Origin of the sequence: Nocardioides cavernae, assembly GCF_013410035.1 — a bacterium.
GTDB lineage: Bacteria > Actinomycetota > Actinomycetes > Propionibacteriales > Nocardioidaceae > Nocardioides > Nocardioides cavernae_A.
Map to the genome: position 1 here is coordinate 170,650 of NZ_JACCBW010000002.1, position 14,652 is coordinate 185,301.

At 72.0% G+C, this 14,652-nt stretch carries 14 protein-coding genes and 1 tRNA gene; 5 read left to right on the top strand and 10 right to left on the bottom strand.

The window, feature by feature from the left end:
- The first annotated feature begins 45 nt into the window (after positions 1-45).
- The 3 genes from F4692_RS08335 (at position 46) to F4692_RS08345 (ending at position 3,463) form a co-directional block, all read left to right on the top strand.
- A complete protein-coding gene (locus tag F4692_RS08335; RefSeq protein WP_179619226.1) occupies positions 46-1,758 on the top strand; it encodes a hypothetical protein in 1,713 nt (570 codons plus the stop codon).
- A gap of 120 nt (positions 1,759-1,878) precedes the next feature.
- Positions 1,879-2,091 (top strand): DUF6458 family protein, encoded by a 213-nt coding sequence (locus F4692_RS08340; RefSeq protein ID WP_179619227.1) that lies wholly within the window; start codon positions 1,879-1,881, stop codon positions 2,089-2,091.
- A gap of 85 nt (positions 2,092-2,176) precedes the next feature.
- On the top strand, positions 2,177-3,463 hold the full coding sequence (locus F4692_RS08345; protein ID WP_179619228.1) for a FlgD immunoglobulin-like domain containing protein: 1,287 nt from the start codon (positions 2,177-2,179) through the stop codon (positions 3,461-3,463).
- Positions 3,464-3,473: 10 nt separating this feature from the next.
- Here F4692_RS08345 and F4692_RS08350 read toward each other — a convergent pair whose 3' ends face one another.
- The 5 genes from F4692_RS08350 to F4692_RS08370 form a co-directional block, all read right to left on the bottom strand.
- Positions 3,474-4,079, bottom strand: a complete 606-nt coding sequence (locus F4692_RS08350) for a response regulator transcription factor (protein WP_179619229.1) — start codon at positions 4,077-4,079, stop codon at positions 3,474-3,476.
- Positions 4,076-5,122, bottom strand: coding sequence for a sensor histidine kinase (locus F4692_RS21105; protein ID WP_179619230.1), 1,047 nt, complete (start codon positions 5,120-5,122; stop codon positions 4,076-4,078). The genes F4692_RS08350 and F4692_RS21105 overlap by 4 nt, the downstream gene beginning before the upstream one ends.
- Positions 5,119-5,919, bottom strand: a complete 801-nt coding sequence (locus F4692_RS08360; protein ID WP_257029735.1) for an ABC transporter permease — start codon at positions 5,917-5,919, stop codon at positions 5,119-5,121. The genes F4692_RS21105 and F4692_RS08360 overlap by 4 nt, the downstream gene beginning before the upstream one ends.
- Positions 5,916-6,824, bottom strand: a complete 909-nt coding sequence (locus F4692_RS08365) for an ABC transporter ATP-binding protein (protein ID WP_179619231.1) — start codon at positions 6,822-6,824, stop codon at positions 5,916-5,918. Before F4692_RS08365 ends, F4692_RS08360 begins: the two co-directional genes overlap by 4 nt.
- Before the next feature lie 187 nt (positions 6,825-7,011).
- Positions 7,012-8,886: an acyl-CoA dehydrogenase gene (locus F4692_RS08370; RefSeq protein WP_179619232.1), complete on the bottom strand. Its 1,875-nt coding sequence runs from the start codon at positions 8,884-8,886 to the stop codon at positions 7,012-7,014.
- Between the two features lie 278 nt (positions 8,887-9,164).
- Between F4692_RS08370 and F4692_RS08375 the strand changes: the two genes are divergently transcribed.
- Both F4692_RS08375 and F4692_RS08380 read left to right on the top strand, forming a co-directional pair.
- Complete coding sequence (locus F4692_RS08375) at positions 9,165-10,067, top strand: sulfite exporter TauE/SafE family protein (protein ID WP_179619233.1); 903 nt, start codon at positions 9,165-9,167, stop codon at positions 10,065-10,067.
- Positions 10,068-10,187: 120 nt separating this feature from the next.
- Entirely contained in the window at positions 10,188-10,646 is a 459-nt protein-coding gene (locus F4692_RS08380) for an RrF2 family transcriptional regulator (protein WP_179619234.1), read from the top strand.
- A gap of 99 nt (positions 10,647-10,745) precedes the next feature.
- Here the strand turns inward: F4692_RS08380 and F4692_RS08385 are convergent, their stop codons facing one another.
- The 5 genes from F4692_RS08385 to F4692_RS08405 form a co-directional block, all read right to left on the bottom strand.
- Positions 10,746-11,282, bottom strand: coding sequence for a hypothetical protein (locus tag F4692_RS08385; RefSeq protein WP_179619235.1), 537 nt, complete (start codon positions 11,280-11,282; stop codon positions 10,746-10,748).
- 70 nt (positions 11,283-11,352) lie between these two features.
- Entirely contained in the window at positions 11,353-11,985 is a 633-nt protein-coding gene (locus F4692_RS08390) for a DUF2461 domain-containing protein (RefSeq protein WP_179619236.1), read from the bottom strand.
- A complete protein-coding gene (locus F4692_RS08395; RefSeq protein ID WP_179619237.1) occupies positions 11,982-13,067 on the bottom strand; it encodes a hypothetical protein in 1,086 nt (361 codons plus the stop codon). Before F4692_RS08395 ends, F4692_RS08390 begins: the two co-directional genes overlap by 4 nt.
- 1 nt (position 13,068) lies before the next feature.
- Positions 13,069-14,307, bottom strand: a complete 1,239-nt coding sequence (locus F4692_RS08400) for a cysteine peptidase family C39 domain-containing protein (protein ID WP_179619238.1) — start codon at positions 14,305-14,307, stop codon at positions 13,069-13,071.
- Between the two features lie 241 nt (positions 14,308-14,548).
- A tRNA-Gly gene (locus tag F4692_RS08405) sits at positions 14,549-14,621 on the bottom strand.
- Between the last annotated feature and the right edge of the window lie 31 nt (positions 14,622-14,652).

Below are 14,652 nucleotides of genomic sequence, written 5' to 3' on the forward strand. Positions count from 1 at the left end.
CCGGGCCGACCAGCGGCACCGTGTCTCTCGAAGTGGGGATCCTCCATGCACGCACGTCTGCGTCGGCCTGCCGTCGCGCTCCTCGCCACCACGCTGGCCGCCGGCGTCCTCGGTGCCGCGCCAGCCGCGGAGGCCGCGGCCGTCGGCTCGATCGAAGGGGCCGTCACCGGCCCCGGGGGCGCTGCGATCCCCTTCGCCCAGGTCACCTTCTACGTCCTCGACCCCGCCACCCGTGAGTTCACCTGGTTCCAGGACGGATGGGCGCGGGCCGACGGCGAGGGAAGGTACTCCAAGGACCTCCCTGCGGGCGACTACCTCGTGCAGTTCAGCGACTTCCAGAGCGGCGACCACCTGACCGAGTACTGGGACGACGCCTACGACCGGGACGACGCGGACGTCGTGACCGTGGGCGCCGGCGACGAGAAGGTCGCCGACGCGGAGCTGGCCCCCGCTGCCCACGTCACCGGACGCCTGACCGGGCCGGGAGGGGCTCCCGTCGGCTTCACGACCGTGTACGCCTTCCGCCACATGACGACCGAGAGCGGCTTCGAGTACCACCAGCAGATCGGCGGTGCCCAGACCGACGCGAACGGCGCCTACGACATCGGCACGCTCGCCCCGGGCATCTACCGCATCCAGTTCGGCGACTCCTACTCCATGGGCGGCCAGCAGACCGACCACGCCACCGAGTGGTGGGCCGACAGGGCCAGCCTGGAGTCCGGCACCGACCTGGTCGTGCCGGCCGCGGGCCGAGAGGGGATCGACGCCGAGCTCGGGCTCGACTCCGAGGTGTCCGGCCGCGTCGTCGGCGCCGACGACACCGGCCTCGAGGGCGTCGTCGTCGGCGCTGCCCGCAAGATCGGCACGCAGTGGCACGTCGTGGCGACCACGCGGACGTCCGAGGACGGGACCTACCTCCTCGACGGTCTCCAGACCGGCACCTACCGGTTCGTCTTCAACGACTTCAGCAACGGCGAGCCGATCGTGGAGTGGTGGGACGACACCGCCTTCCGCGGCAAGGCGACCGCCGTGGAGGTGGGTCCGAACACCGAGGTCGAGGGCATCGACGCCGCGCTGGTCGCGGGCGAGCACGACGACGAGGTCGGTCTGACGGTGACCAACACCATCCAGCCCACGATCTCGGGCTCGCCGGTGGTGGGCTCGACGCTGACCGCGTCGACCGGCACCTGGAACCCGCAGCCGACGCAGTACTTCTTCGAGTGGTTCATCGACGGGGTCCCGCTCATGGGGCACTACGAGTCCACCTACGTCCCGACGGCGGCCGACGTCGGCAAGTCGATCTCGGTCCTGGTGACCGCGGGAGGCGTGGAGGACCACGCGTACGGGAACGCGATGTCCGCCTCGACCGCACCCGTTGCGGGCGCGCCGGTGATCGCCCCGCCGGCTACCTCGACGACCCCCGCGACGGGCCTGCCGACGACACCTCCGGCGACGACCGCGCCCACCGTCGACGTCCCCGCCGGCCTCGCCGCGGTCCTGCGGGGCGTGGACACCTCGGGCAAGCCCCGGGTGGGCAGGACGGTCAAGGTGACGGGTCTCGACACGCTGTTCCGCTCCACCACCGCGGTCTCCTACACGTTCCAGTGGTTCGCCGGGAGCACGAAGGTCAAGAAGGCCACGAGGTCGAAGCTCAAGGTCGTCCCGTCGATGAAGGGCACGAAGCTCGCGGTGAGGGTGACCGCGACCGCCGCATCGACCTCGAGGTCGGTGAAGCTCAAGGTCGGCCGGGTGTCCTGACACCCTCGCTGGACCTCGACCGGGACGGCGCAACCCACCCCTGCGGGGGTCGGGTTGCGCCGTCCGCGCGTCGGACGGCCCTACGCTGCCCCGAACGGACCACCTCACGAAGGAGACGTCATGGGTATCGGCATCGGCATCCTGCTGCTCGTCATCGGCCTGATCCTGCTGTTCGCCATCAAGGAGTTCCCCGCGTCCGTCCAGGAGGTCGTCGACCCCGGCACGGTCGGCTGGATCCTCGTGATCGCGGGCGTGCTGGCCCTCGTGCTGAGCCTCGTGATGAACAACCAGCGCTCCCGCACGACGCACGTCGAGGAGCGGCGCGACCTCTGAGGTCCGGCGTGGCAACCTTTCGGACCCGGCGCGCGTCTCCGTGTCCAGCGGGGCCGTCGGTGCCGCACGCCCGACAGGAGCAGCAGTGGTACGTCGTCTCGCCCAGGTGGTGCTCGCGCTCGCCGTGGCAGCCATCCCCGTCGTCGTCACGACGAGCCCCTCCGAGGCCCGGCCGAGCTACGGCCTGAGCGTGCCCTCGGTGTTCTCGCCCAACGGTGACGGCGTGCAGGACAGCGTGCGGGTGCGCTACACCGTGCCCGAGCCGACGAGGGTCCGCCTCGAGGTCTCCCGCGCCGGCCGCGGCAAGGGCCGGGTGGTGCGGAAGGTCGACCTCGGCTGGAAGGTCAAGGGCACCTACAGGTGGACGTGGGACGGCCGCAACGAGCAGGGCAACCGCATCGGCGAAGGCCTCTACCGCGTGACCCTGGCGCTCCCCGACGGCTCCGGGGTTGCGGGGGACCGCGTCAAGGCGGACACGTCCTTCACAGCGGAGCTGTCCTCACCCGTCCATGGCGAGCGAGGGGCGCGGGCCCGGGTCTTCCCCCGGTCGACCGAGGTCGCCGACGCCGTCGAGCTGACCGCGTACAGCGGGGAGAAGCGCCTCGAGTCCCTCCGCCTGGTCATCAGCAACGCCGTCGGCAAGGTCGTGCGCGACGCCGACGTCGACGAGCTGCTGCTCACCGGCGGCGGCTACCGGTACGGCTACGGCAGGACCGTGGCCTGGGCGGCGAAGCGTGGAGGAAGGCCGCTCCCCAGGGGCAGCTACACCGCCGTGGTCACCGGCCGCGACAAGGCCGGCAACACCGGCATGTCCGCGCCCCTGGAGGTGTGGGTGTCCGGTGACCAGCTGGTCTGGAAGGAGACCACGACCACGGTGACCCCGAGCGAGTCCCGGGTCGGCGTGTGCGCCTACACGACCGCCAACGGGTGCGGCGAGGACCACCCGTGCGGACAGGTCGTGCCGAGCGCGCTGTTCGAGGGCGGCCTGAGCTACCGGCCCGCCGCATGCGTGCCGGCCGACCCCGACCGCTCCGACGCGGCGACCTCCCGGCACATGCTGGAGGTGCCCGAGGCGGCGGGCGTCCGCGGCCTCGGCGCGGTCCGGGTGTCGTTCGTCGGCGCACCGACGACGGCGGGTGGGCCCGACACCGGCACGCTCTCGGTCCCCGGCACGACCACCTCGACCGTGCACGGCACGTCGGGTGAGTCGGCGTGGGTCGAGGGCCCCGCGTGGGGAGAGGGGCTGGTGGCCGCCTACAACGTGCCCCACCGCGCCCCGGCGGCCGTCTGGGACTTCGGGACGAGCGGCACCGACTCGGTCGACGTCGCGTCGTTCACCGTCGACGTACGCTACCTCGTGGTCGCCGACTGAGCCGCTGCGCTCAGAGCCAGCCGCGCTCATGGGCGATCCGCGCCGCCTCGCTGCGGGTCGTCGCGCCGGTCTTGCCGATGGCCGCCGACAGGTGGTTGCGGACCGTGCCCTCCGAGAGGTGCACGCGCGCCGCGATCGACGCGACCGGCGAGCCGTCGAGGGCGTACGTCAGCAGCTCGCGCTCGCGCCCGGTGAGCGGGCTCGGGCCGTCGATCAGCGACTCGGCCGCGAGGTCGGGGTCGATCACCCGCAGGCCGGAGTGGACCCGGCGCACGGCGTCGGCGAGCTGCCTGGCCGGCGTGTCCTTCACGACGAAGCCGGAGGCGCCCGCCTCGATGGCGCGGCGGACGTAGCCGGGTCGACCGAAGGTCGTGACGATCAGGGAGCGCACCCCCGGCAGCTCGCGCCGCAGTGCCTCCGCGGCGTCGATCCCGGTGAGGCCGGGCATCTCGATGTCGAGCAGGCAGACCTCGGCGTCCGAGGCGCGCGCCGCCTCCACGACCTCGTCCCCACGACCGACCTGGGCGACGACCTCGAGGTCGGTTTCCAGGTCGAGCAGCGCCGCGAGCGCGCCGCGCACGAGGGCCTGGTCGTCGGCGAGCAGCAGCCGGATCACGGAAGCCCCACCTCCACCCGGGTGCCCGGAGCGTCCGCGCGGACCGTGATCGTGCCGCCGGCACCCGACACGCGCTCGCGCATGCCGCGCAGCCCGTTGCCCTCGGCCCCGGAGCACCCCGTGCCGTCGTCGCTGACGGTGATGCCGTGCGGCCCGAGCTCGATGGTCACGGCCCGCGCCCCGGCGTGCCGCACCACGTTGGTGACGGACTCGCGCAGCACCCAGGCCAGGAGCGCGCGGTGGCGCGGGTCGGTGTCGGCGAGGTCGCCGACCACCGTCGTCGAGATGCCTGCGTCGGCGAGCACCCGCGGCGCGGCGGCCAGCTCGGCCTCGAGGTTGCCGGCGCGCAGGCCGCCGACGGTGGAGCGCACCTCTGCGAGCGCCTGTCGTGCGGTCGCCTGGATGGAGGCGAGCTCCTCCTTGGCCCGCTCGGGGTCGATGTCGATGAGCCGCGCGGCGAGCTCGGCCTTGACCGACAGCGCGGTCAGCGAGTGGCCCAGCACGTCGTGCACGTCGCGGGCCACCCGCTCGCGCTCCGACACGAGGGCGAACTCGCTGCGCGCGGCGTACGCCACCTGCTCGCGCTCGCCGAAGAGGCGCAGCATCACCCCGCCGAGGACGACGGGCCAGAGCATGAGGAAGAAGTAGGTGGGGTAGCCGTCGATGTCGAGCAGCGACAGCGTCGGCACGGCCGCCCACAGGCCGGCCGCCCACTTCCAGGCCGGGGCGGGCAGCTCGAGCGCCGAGAGGATCGCGAGGTAGGGCGTGAAGGAGATGACGCCGATGCCGATCACCGGCATGGTCGCGAGGGCGAGCGCGATCATGGCGGCCAGGCTCACCCAGGTGCTGTGGCGGTGGGAGTAGCCGAGCACGTTGGCGACCGCGAAGCCGGCGATGCACACCAGCGTCCCCACCTTGGCCGCCACCGGCGCGTCGGCGTCGACGGTGGCGGAGATGGGGAACGCCAGGAAGAAGAGCCAGATGGACGCGAACGCCCACCCCCACCTCTCCCAGGGGTTGGCGGGCAGCGCCGGGTCGCTCACGTCCGCGCCCGGCTGCGGCGTACGCCCCACATCGCCAGCAGGGAGAAGATCACGGTCCACGCGAGCACGTTAGCGACCGGGAGCCACAGCGGGTCCTGCTCGCCGGTCGGGAGGTAGCCCGACGTGAGCGGGAAGTGGGCGAGCGAGGCGTAGCCGTAGAGCGGGGTGAACCGGCCGATGTCGAGCATGATGCCGCTCATCGGCGTGAACAGCCCGCCGAGGAAGGCCATGATCACGATGAACCCCGAGGCGATGCCGGCCGCGTTCGCGCCACGGAAGACGAGGCTCACCGCGAGGCCGTAGATGGCGAACAGCGCCGACCCGAGCCACACGATGCCCGCGCCCAGCGCCCAGTCGGTCCATGCACCGCGCGCCCCTGTGGCCGCGCCGATCGCGAAGATCAGGCTCACCGGCATGGCGGCGACCACCATCGCCAGGCCCGCCTTGGCCACCACGAACGCCAGCGGTCGCATCGGGGTGAGGCCGAGCTGGCGACCCCACCCCATCACCTGCTCGGTGGCCGCGCTGCCGGCGATGCCCGTGGTCGCCGTCACCGCGCCGTAGCAGGCCATCGAGATCATGATGTACATCGCGACGTTGCCGCTGCCGACCCGGTCGTCGGACCCGAGGCCGAACACGAGGTACATGAAGGTCGGCAGGCCGACGATGAAGAACATGGCCATCCGGTCGCGCAGCTGGCGGCGCAGGTCGAGCCGGGCGTAGGTCAGCATGTCCGGCCTCGGCGCCGTGCGGGCCGCCGCGGCGGTGGTGTCGAGGGGGAGGGAGGCGGCGGTCATCGTGCTGCTCCGATCAGGTCGACGGTGCCCGGCTTGTCCGGGTTCTCCGGGATCTCCGGGTTCTCCGCGGTGAGCGCGAGGAACGCGGCCTCCAGGCTGGCGGCCGAGACCTCGACGTCGGTGACGCCCAGGGGCTCGAGCGCGCGGCGCACCTGCGCGAGCCAGGCGGGGTCGATGCCGTCGGCGCCCTCGGCGGAGGCGGGCGGGCGGAAGGTGACGGTGCGACCGCCGTACGCCGCGCGCACGTCGGTGGTCGCGGCGTCGTGGACGATCCGGCCGTGGTTCATCAGGACGGTCCGCTCGGCGAACTCGTCGGCCTCGGCGAGGTAGTGCGTCGCGAACACGATCGTCCGGCCGTGGGCCGCGTCGTCGCGCATCGTCTGCCAGAACTCCTGGCGCGCGCCGACGTCCATGCCGGTGGTCGGCTCGTCGAGGATGACGAGGTCGGGATCGGGGACGAGCGCGAGGGCGAACTTCAGCCGCTGCTGCTCTCCGCCCGAGCACGCCTCCACCCGGCGTCCGGCGATGTCGCCGAGGCGGGCGCGGTCGAGCACCGTGCGCACCCGGTCCGTACGCCCGTGCAGCGCGGCGATCGCGCGCACCGTCTCCTCGACCGTGAAGTCGTTGAGCAGGCCGCCGGTCTGCATCACCGCGGACACGCGGCCCAGGCGTACGGCCTCGGCGGGGGAGGTGCCGTAGACCTCGATCGTGCCGGTGTCCGGGCTGGTGAGCCCGAGCAGCATGTCGACGGTGGTGGTCTTGCCCGCGCCGTTGGGGCCGAGGAACGCGACGATCTCGCCCGGCGCGATGGTGAGGTCGACGTCGTCGACCGCGACGACGTCGGTGCCGTCGGAGGACCGGAACGCCTTGCGCAGCCCGGTCGCGTGGATGGCTGGTGTGGTCATGCCCCCAGCGTGGCCGCCCGCGGGGGCGCGGCCCTCACCGAAGTGTCACGACCTCCCCGTGACACCTGTCATCGCGCCGCTGCTGCTCCACCATGGGATGCAGACGAATGGGCACTTCCCTCGGTCGATTGACCTGGGGAAGTGCCCACTCACCGACATCCCATGGTGGAGCGCCAAGGGCAACGCCTCAGAAGGCGCTCTCGTCGAGGTCCATCAGGTCGAGGGTGATGCCCTCGGCGATGGCGCGCTCGGAGCTGATCCTCGGGAGGTTGGTCTGGGCGAAGAACTGCGCGGCGAGGACCTTGCCCTCGTAGAACGCCTTGTCCTTGCCGGAGACCTCGCCGCCGAGCTTGCCCAGTGCCACCTCGGCCTGGCGCAGCAGCAGCCACGCGCAGACGACGTCGCCGAGCACCATCAGCAGGCGCGAGGTGTTGAGGCCGACCTTGTAGATGTTGCGCTGGTCCTCGGCCGAGGACATGAGGTCGTTGATCATGTGGCCGACGATCGCGTTGGCGTCCTCGAGCGCGGTGGCGAGCAGGGCCCGCTCGTTCTTGAGGCGACCGTTGCCGGCCTCGGAGGCGATGAAGCCCTCGATCTGCTTCGCGAGGTGGCCGAGCGCCCGACCCTGGTCCTTGACGATCTTGCGGAAGAAGAAGTCCTGGCCCTGGATCGCGGTCGTGCCCTCGTAGAGGGTGTCGATCTTGGCGTCGCGGACGTACTGCTCGATGGGGTACTCCTGCAGGAAGCCGGAGCCGCCGAAGGTCTGCAGCGACTCGGTGCCCAGCAGCACCCACGAGCGCTCGGAGCCGTAGCCCTTGACGATCGGGAGCAGCAGGTCGTTGACCGCGGCGGCGAGACGGGCCTCGTCGGAGTCGGCGGTGCCGTCGTGCTCGGACACCATGACCTGGTCCTGCCAGGTGGCGGTGTAGAGAACGAGCGCGCGCATGGCCTCGGCGAACGCCTTCTGCGTCATCAGCGAGCGGCGTACGTCGGGGTGGTGCGTGATCGTCACGCGGGGGGCGGTCTTGTCGGCGGCCTGGGTGAGGTCGGCGCCCTGGACGCGCTCCTTGGCGAACTCGAGCGCGTTGAGGTAGCCGGTCGAGAGCGTCGCGATGGCCTTGGTGCCGACCATCATGCGGGCGTTCTCGATGACCTGGAACATCTGGGCGATGCCGTCGTGGACCTCGCCGAGGAGCCAGCCCCTCGCGGGCTCGCCGCCGCCGACCTGGGGGTCGCCGAAGGTGACCTCGCAGGTGTTGGAGACCTTGATGCCCATCTTGTGCTCGACGTTGGTGACGTAGACGCCGTTGCGCTCGCCGGTCAGCTCGCCGGTCTCGTGGTCGAAGTGGTGCTCGGGCATCCAGAAGAGCGAGAGGCCCTTGGTGCCGGGGCCACCGGCGCCCTCGACGCCCTCGGGGCGCGCGAGGACGAGGTGCATGATGTTCTCGCTCATGTCGTGGGTGGCGCTGGTGATGAAGCGCTTGACGCCCGTGATGTTCCACGAGCCGTCGTCGTTGGGCGTGGCCTTGGCGCGGCCCGCGCCCACGTCGGAACCGGCGTCGGGCTCGGTCAGCACCATGGTGCAGCCCCACTGCCGGTCGACCATGTGCTGCGCGACGGTCTTGTCGCGGTCGTTGCCGTTGCGGTGCACGATGTTGGCGAAGGCGGGACCGGCGGCGTACATCCACACGGGGGCGTTGGCGCCGAGCACCATCTCGCCCAGCGCCCAGATCAGCGACGACGGGGCCGGGGTGCCGCCCATCTCCTCGAGGACCTGCAGCCGCCAGAACTCGGAGTCCATCCAAGCCTGGTAGCTCGTCTTGAACGACTCGGGGACCGGGGCGGTGTGGGTCGCGGGGTCGAAGACCGGCGGGTTGCGGTCGCTGTCCTCGTAGGACGCGGCGAGGTCCTCGCGGGAGAGCCGCTCGACCTCGCGGAGGATCTCGCGGGCGCTGTCGGCGTCGATCTCGCCGAACGGGCCGGTGCCGAGCACCTCGTCCCGGCCGAGCACCTCGAAGAGGTTGAACTCGATGTCGCGGAGGTTGGTCTTGTAGTGGCTCACAGCTTCCACCTGTTCCGTGTGCGGGGCGGTCTCGGGGGTGAGGGCTACTGAGTAGTTCTACTCACCGGTAACTAAAGGATGCCTCGCGTTCGGCGCGCACGCAACACGAACGCCGTATCTCGCGGGTCACAACCGCCCCGCGAGGTGATCGGGCACGCCGTCCAGTGTGTCGGTTTTGTCTATCACCGAAAGTATGTCTAGTCTTTCACCCGACATACCGCAGTCGCACGACATCGAGCCGTGCGGCCGTCGGACAGGAACCCGGAAGGACCCCCGCAATGCGCAAGCTCATCGTTCTCGGTGTCGTGGGCCTCATCGCCCAGCTCATCGACGGATCCCTGGGCATGGCCTATGGCGTCACGTCCTCGACCCTGTTGCTGGCCGCCGGTGTCGCGCCGGCCGCCGCCTCGGCCGCCGTCCACTTCTCCGAGCTTGGCACGTCGCTCGTCTCCGGCGCCTCGCACCACAAGTTCGGCAACGTCGACTGGCGCACCGTCTCGATCCTCGCGGTTCCCGGCTTCGTCGGCGCCTTCCTCGGCGCGACCCTGCTGTCCAACATGGACGCCGCGGTCGCCAAGCCGGTCGTCGCCGTGATCCTGCTCAGCCTCGGTTTCTACGTCGTCTACCGCTTCCTCCGCCTCGGCGGCGAGCGCCCGACCTTCAAGGGCCACCCGTCGGCCGCCTTCCTCGCTCCGATGGGCCTCGTCGCCGGCACGCTCGACGCCGTCGGTGGCGGTGGCTGGGGCCCCGTCGGCACGACCTCGCTGCTCTCGAGCGGTCGCCTCGAGCCCCGCAAGGTCGTCGGCTCGATCGACACCTCCGAGTTCGTCGTCGCCGTCGGCGCCTCGCTCGGCTTCCTCTTCGGGCTCGGCTCCGCCGGGATCAACTGGGGCTACGCCGGCGCGCTGCTGGCCGGTGGCGTGATCGCCGCCCCGATCGCGGCCTGGCTCGTCAAGCACCTCGCCGCCCGCGTCCTCGGTGTGGCCGCTGGTGGCCTGATCATCCTGACCAACTCCAAGACCCTCCTCGAGGCCGTCGGCGTCCCGGGTGTCGGCATCGCCGTCGCGGCCGCCGCGATCTTCGTGCTCTGGATCTCCGGCATCGTCTGGGCCGTCAAGCAGGAGCGCCTGTCCAAGGTGCTGCGCCGCGACGAGCCCGAGCTGGAGACGGCCACCGCCTGACCTCCACCCGCACCCCCGGCGTACGCCGTCGCTCCCACCCCGGGCGCGACGGCGTACGCGTGCGCACGGGTGGCACGCCAAGAGCAGTGTCTCTGCCGACATATCTGACAAACTGCACTCATGCGCGTCTCCGCCAAAGCCGACTACGCCCTCCGGGCCCTGATCGAGATCGCGGTGCGCGCGGACGGGGCTGCCGTCAGCGCGGAGCAGCTCGGCAAGGCCCAGGGGATCCCGCACGGTTTCCTCCAGGCCATCCTCGCCGACCTCCGCCGCGCCGACGTCGTGGTGTCCCAGCGTGGGCAGTCGGGCGGGTGGCGGTTCGCCCGCAAGCCCGAGACGGTCACCGTCGCCGACGTGATCCGGGCCGTCGACGGCCCGCTCGTCTCGGTCTACGGCCTGCGCCCCGAGGCGGTCGAGTACGACGACTCGGCCCAGGTCCTGCAGCACGTCTGGATCGCGGCGCGCAGCTCGCTGCGCGGCGTCTTCGAGCAGGTCACCATCCAGGACCTCGCCGACAGCAGGCTCCCGAAGAGCATCGCCGCCCTCACCGAGGACGACGACGCCTGGCAGCCCCACTGACGCTCGCGGAGCTCTGCACCCGAGCTACGTGCTCCGGGGTCGAGATCTCTATCTCGAAGCAGGAGAGTCACCGGACATCCGGTGACTCCAGCCGCCCCCTCAGGCGGCCAGCCGCCGCCCCACCTTCCGCCGCCGCTTCCCGACCTTGGCGAGCCGCCTGTCGAGGCGCGCCTCCTCCTCCATCAGCGCGATCCGAGCGACCTGGGCCGCGAGCTGGTCGTCGGCGAGGTGCGCGGGCAGCAGGTGGATCCGCTCGTCCTTCACCAGGGCCGTCCAAGCCACCGGTGGCGCGGCGGTGAAGCCGCTCGTCACGACGAGGACGACCGTGAAGTCGGCGAGCCCGTCCAGGGCGAGCGCCGCCTGCTCGGGCGTCGCTCCGACGAAGCCCGGCATGCTCACGAAGCAGTCCGAGCGCGCCTTCCACGCCCGGCGGCAGACCCGTGCCCACGCGCCCTCGACCTCCTTGCGCCGCAGGCCGCGGGCCTTGTGGGTGCGCAGGATCTCGACCTCCGCGTGCGCGAGGACGTCCGCGTCGACGTCGGGCACCGTGACACCCCCGAGCTCGAGGACCTCGGTCATCGCGGACAGGTCGACCGTCTCGGGACCGACGTGGAGCAGGAACAGTCGCTTGGCCATGGCGCCCAGCCTCGACCGGCGGGGCGTCGTCGGCGTGAACGCGACCCGACGCCGACGGGAACTCTGACCCTCAGTCGACGGGCACCGCTCGCAGCCACGTCACCAACGGCCTGAGCGAGCGCCAGTCCTCGCGCACCCGGTCGACGAGCCCGGCGCCGATCGCGTCGGACTCGAAGCCGTACGACCGGCCGACGAACAGCTGCTTGTGCCGCAGCAGGTGGATGCGCGGGTGGTCGGCGCCGTAGCCGCGCGGCGAGGTCTTGAGCTGCTCCCCGCCGACCTCGAAGCCCTCCTTCTCGAGTTTCCTGAGCAGCCGGTCGAGCGCCTTGCCCGTCGTGTCCGCGGCCATTGCCTCGCGGATCGCGGCGAGGCGCCTGCCGTCGGCGTCGTAGAAGCCGCTCCCGACGCGGGTGCCGCGCGGGGAGATCTCGAAGTACCACCCCGTGGCCGGGCCGGCGGCGACGAACGCGCCCTGGTGCGTCTTGTACGGCGTCTTGTCCTTCGCGAACCGCACGTCGCGGTAGGGACGGAACACCTTCGCGCTGCCGAACTCCGGCTCGAGCTCGGCCATCAACGCCTTCATCGGCGACTCGACCGACTCCTTGTAGACCTGTCGGTGGCCTTCCCAGAAGGACTTGGTGTTGTCCATCTCGAGGTCGTCGTAGAAGTCCAGCGCGGCGACGGGGAATCCGGTGAAGCTCACTCCCCGACGCTAGCCCACACCTGCTCGTCGCCCTGCTCGCCGAAGGACGAGAGCGTGAGCACGCCGGCGGCGCAGGCCGGCTCGCCGAGGAAGGCGTTGCCGACGGAGGCGGACTCGTACGCGACCTCGAGGGTGTGCCCGGCCGTCCAGCGCATGAGGCGGGCGGGCTCACCGGACGACTGGGGGTCGCGGACGAAGAACACCGAGTCACCGCAGGGCGTCAGGCTGCCGGTCGTGCCCGGGCCGAGGTCCAGGAAGCCGCCGCGGGCCGAGGCGTAGAAGTGGGCCTCCTCCTGCCGCTTCGCTTCAGGCACCTCGGACCAGACGTAGCCGTCGTACGCCGCCGCGACGTCCCATGCGAGGCACGCGGTCGGCCCCTCGACGGGCTGCGGCACCCCGCTGCCGTCGAGGAGGTTGGCCGTGCGGCAGGCCACGGGCCGGGCGTCGTCGAACGTCATGATGCCGACGCCGAGGTCGCTCGCGGAGAGGCCGGAGAACCCGCTGCGCCTCGGCGCGCACCACCCGTCCTCGCCGTTGCGGTCCGCGAGGGCGCCGGTGGCGAGGCAGTACGCCCGCCCGTCGCCGTACGTCGGGTAGTAGAGGTCGCCCCCGGTGAGGGCCCACGAGCCCCCGCTGGCCGGTGGCGGGCCGGCGAGCGTGCTCGTCTCGCCGGTCGCGAGGTCGACCACCTCCGCGATGCTCGGCTCCCTCTCCGCCTCGTCCTGCCGCACGACGACCGCCCAGTCCTCGCTCATCACGAAGGTGGAGATCGTGCGACCGGCGCCCGCGCTGATGCTGACCTCCCCGTCGTCACCGGCGAGGACGACCCTGCCCCCGCCCTGCTCCGTCATCGCCGTCCACTCCGGTCCGCGGACGTACGGCGTCCCGGCCGCGTGGCCCGTGTCGGCCCAGTCGAGCAGGGCGTCCGTCGGCTCGACGACGGTCGGGGCCTCCCGGGGGCCGCCGGACGGACCCTCGCCGGACTGCTGGCCGGACCGCTGCTCGGGAGCGGGGTCGCCGGCCCCGCCGCAGCCCGCCAGCGCGAGGACCAGCGCCAGCGCGACCGGCGTACCCGCACGCACGTCAGACCCCGACGTTGTGCTGGAAGTGGTCGAGGTTGGCGCGGTAGGACTTGTAGGCGTTGCGCCACTGGACGCGGCCGATCGCGGGCTCGCTCGGGTCGAACCTCGACTGGTCCCACGGCTCGAAGTAGCCGATCTGCCGGTTGCCCTTCGGGTTCTGGTCGTAGCCGCGGCCGACCTGGAAGTGACCGCTCGCGTCGTCGTCGAGGTAGGGGTAGTACTGCTTGAGCAGCACCGGGTGCAGGACGACGGGTGCGCGGTAGTCGTGGACGTGCCGCATCATCAGCCGGTACCACTGCTTGAAGGTGAGGTCGCTGACGTCGAGCACCACGTAGGGGCCGGCGTGGTCCTCCTCGTCGTAGTCGGTCTGGTTGTTGATCACGCGCACCATGTCGGAGATCGCCGTACCGGCGCTGGTGGTGCCGAGCCGGCGGGCCCAGTAGCGCTGGTTCTTCTTCTCCCCCCGCGAGCCCCAGCCGATGGCCTGCATCGTCGCGGGGCCGCACCACCAGGTCTCGTTCTGCGACCGGGCGACCCTGCTGGTCAGGATCTTGGAGCGCGTGGGGTACGACCCACCGAACCCGCCGCGTGCCTGCGGGTCCGGGGCCGCCACCTCCGGGTGGCGCTCGGCGAAGTCGTCCGGCAGGGGGACGCCCTGGATCTCGTGGCGCAGCAGCCAGACCTTGCCGACGGCCTGGGCGGCGGCGGTGAGCTCGGCCCGCTCGGCCTCGGCGCGCTCGGCGGGCGTACGACCCTGCGCCCGGGCGAGGATGCCGTCGGCGTCGAGGTCGCCGGTGCGCTCGCCCTGCGGGCCGGGCCGCGCGGCGAGCCGGGCGGCCAGCTCCTCGCGGGGTTGGCGGGTCCACCCGAAGCCGAGGCAGTAGCGCTGGCCCTCGAACCGCGCGCACCGCACCACCTCGCTCGCCACGGCCGTACGCCCGCGCGCGCGGTCGAGGCGCGCGGCCGCCGCCAGCACGCGCTCGATCTCGGCGCGCATCGCCGCCGTCACCCTGCCGCGCCCGGGTGCGGCCGGTGCCGACGTGGCCTCGGCCGACGGTGCGATCCCGCCGCGGTCCTCGTCGCGGTCACCGCTGTCGGGCAGGAGCGGCACGGTGCCGATCGTCAGGGCCAGGGCAGCCGCGGCGATCGTGGCCGGGTGCCGCCACAGCGGGCGCTCCCGGTCGCCGTCGGCGATCCGGTGCGCGAGGGCGCGGGTGAGGGCGCGGGGAAGTGCGGGCATGGGGAAGACCTTCGATCCGAGAAGACGGACGCCCCACTGTCCCCTCTGGTCACAGAAGGCGCAAGTCTCCCTCCGGTCACACGTCCATGCCCCCGAGCGGTGAGTGAGACACGTTTCGGCGCGCGAAAAGGTGTCTCACGCACCGCTCGGGCCGGCAGCGGCCTCGTGCGCGCGGGCGGGGGTCTCGGCACGACAGAGGGAGGCCGCGACGGCGTCGCTGCCTCCCTCTGATCCTGCTCGGAGCGGATGACGAGACTCGAACTCGCGACATCGACCTTGGGAAGGTCGCGCTCTACCAACTGAGCTACATCCGCATGCCGTACGAGGACGGCGGGCCGAACACTA

What these genes read in the sequence shown, in the direction of transcription:
- F4692_RS08335 (WP_179619226.1), top strand. Translation starts at nt 46, where the DNA reads ATGCACGCACGTCTGCGTCGGCCTGCCGTCGCGCTCCTCGCCACCACG.
- F4692_RS08340 (WP_179619227.1), top strand. Translation starts at nt 1,879, where the DNA reads ATGGGTATCGGCATCGGCATCCTGCTGCTCGTCATCGGCCTGATCCTG.
- F4692_RS08360 (WP_257029735.1), bottom strand. Translation starts at nt 5,919, where the DNA reads ATGACCGCCGCCTCCCTCCCCCTCGACACCACCGCCGCGGCGGCCCGC.
- F4692_RS08365 (WP_179619231.1), bottom strand. Translation starts at nt 6,824, where the DNA reads ATGACCACACCAGCCATCCACGCGACCGGGCTGCGCAAGGCGTTCCGG.
- F4692_RS08375 (WP_179619233.1), top strand. Translation starts at nt 9,165, where the DNA reads ATGCGCAAGCTCATCGTTCTCGGTGTCGTGGGCCTCATCGCCCAGCTC.
- F4692_RS08380 (WP_179619234.1), top strand. Translation starts at nt 10,188, where the DNA reads ATGCGCGTCTCCGCCAAAGCCGACTACGCCCTCCGGGCCCTGATCGAG.
- F4692_RS08385 (WP_179619235.1), bottom strand. Translation starts at nt 11,282, where the DNA reads ATGGCCAAGCGACTGTTCCTGCTCCACGTCGGTCCCGAGACGGTCGAC.
- F4692_RS08400 (WP_179619238.1), bottom strand. Translation starts at nt 14,307, where the DNA reads ATGCCCGCACTTCCCCGCGCCCTCACCCGCGCCCTCGCGCACCGGATC.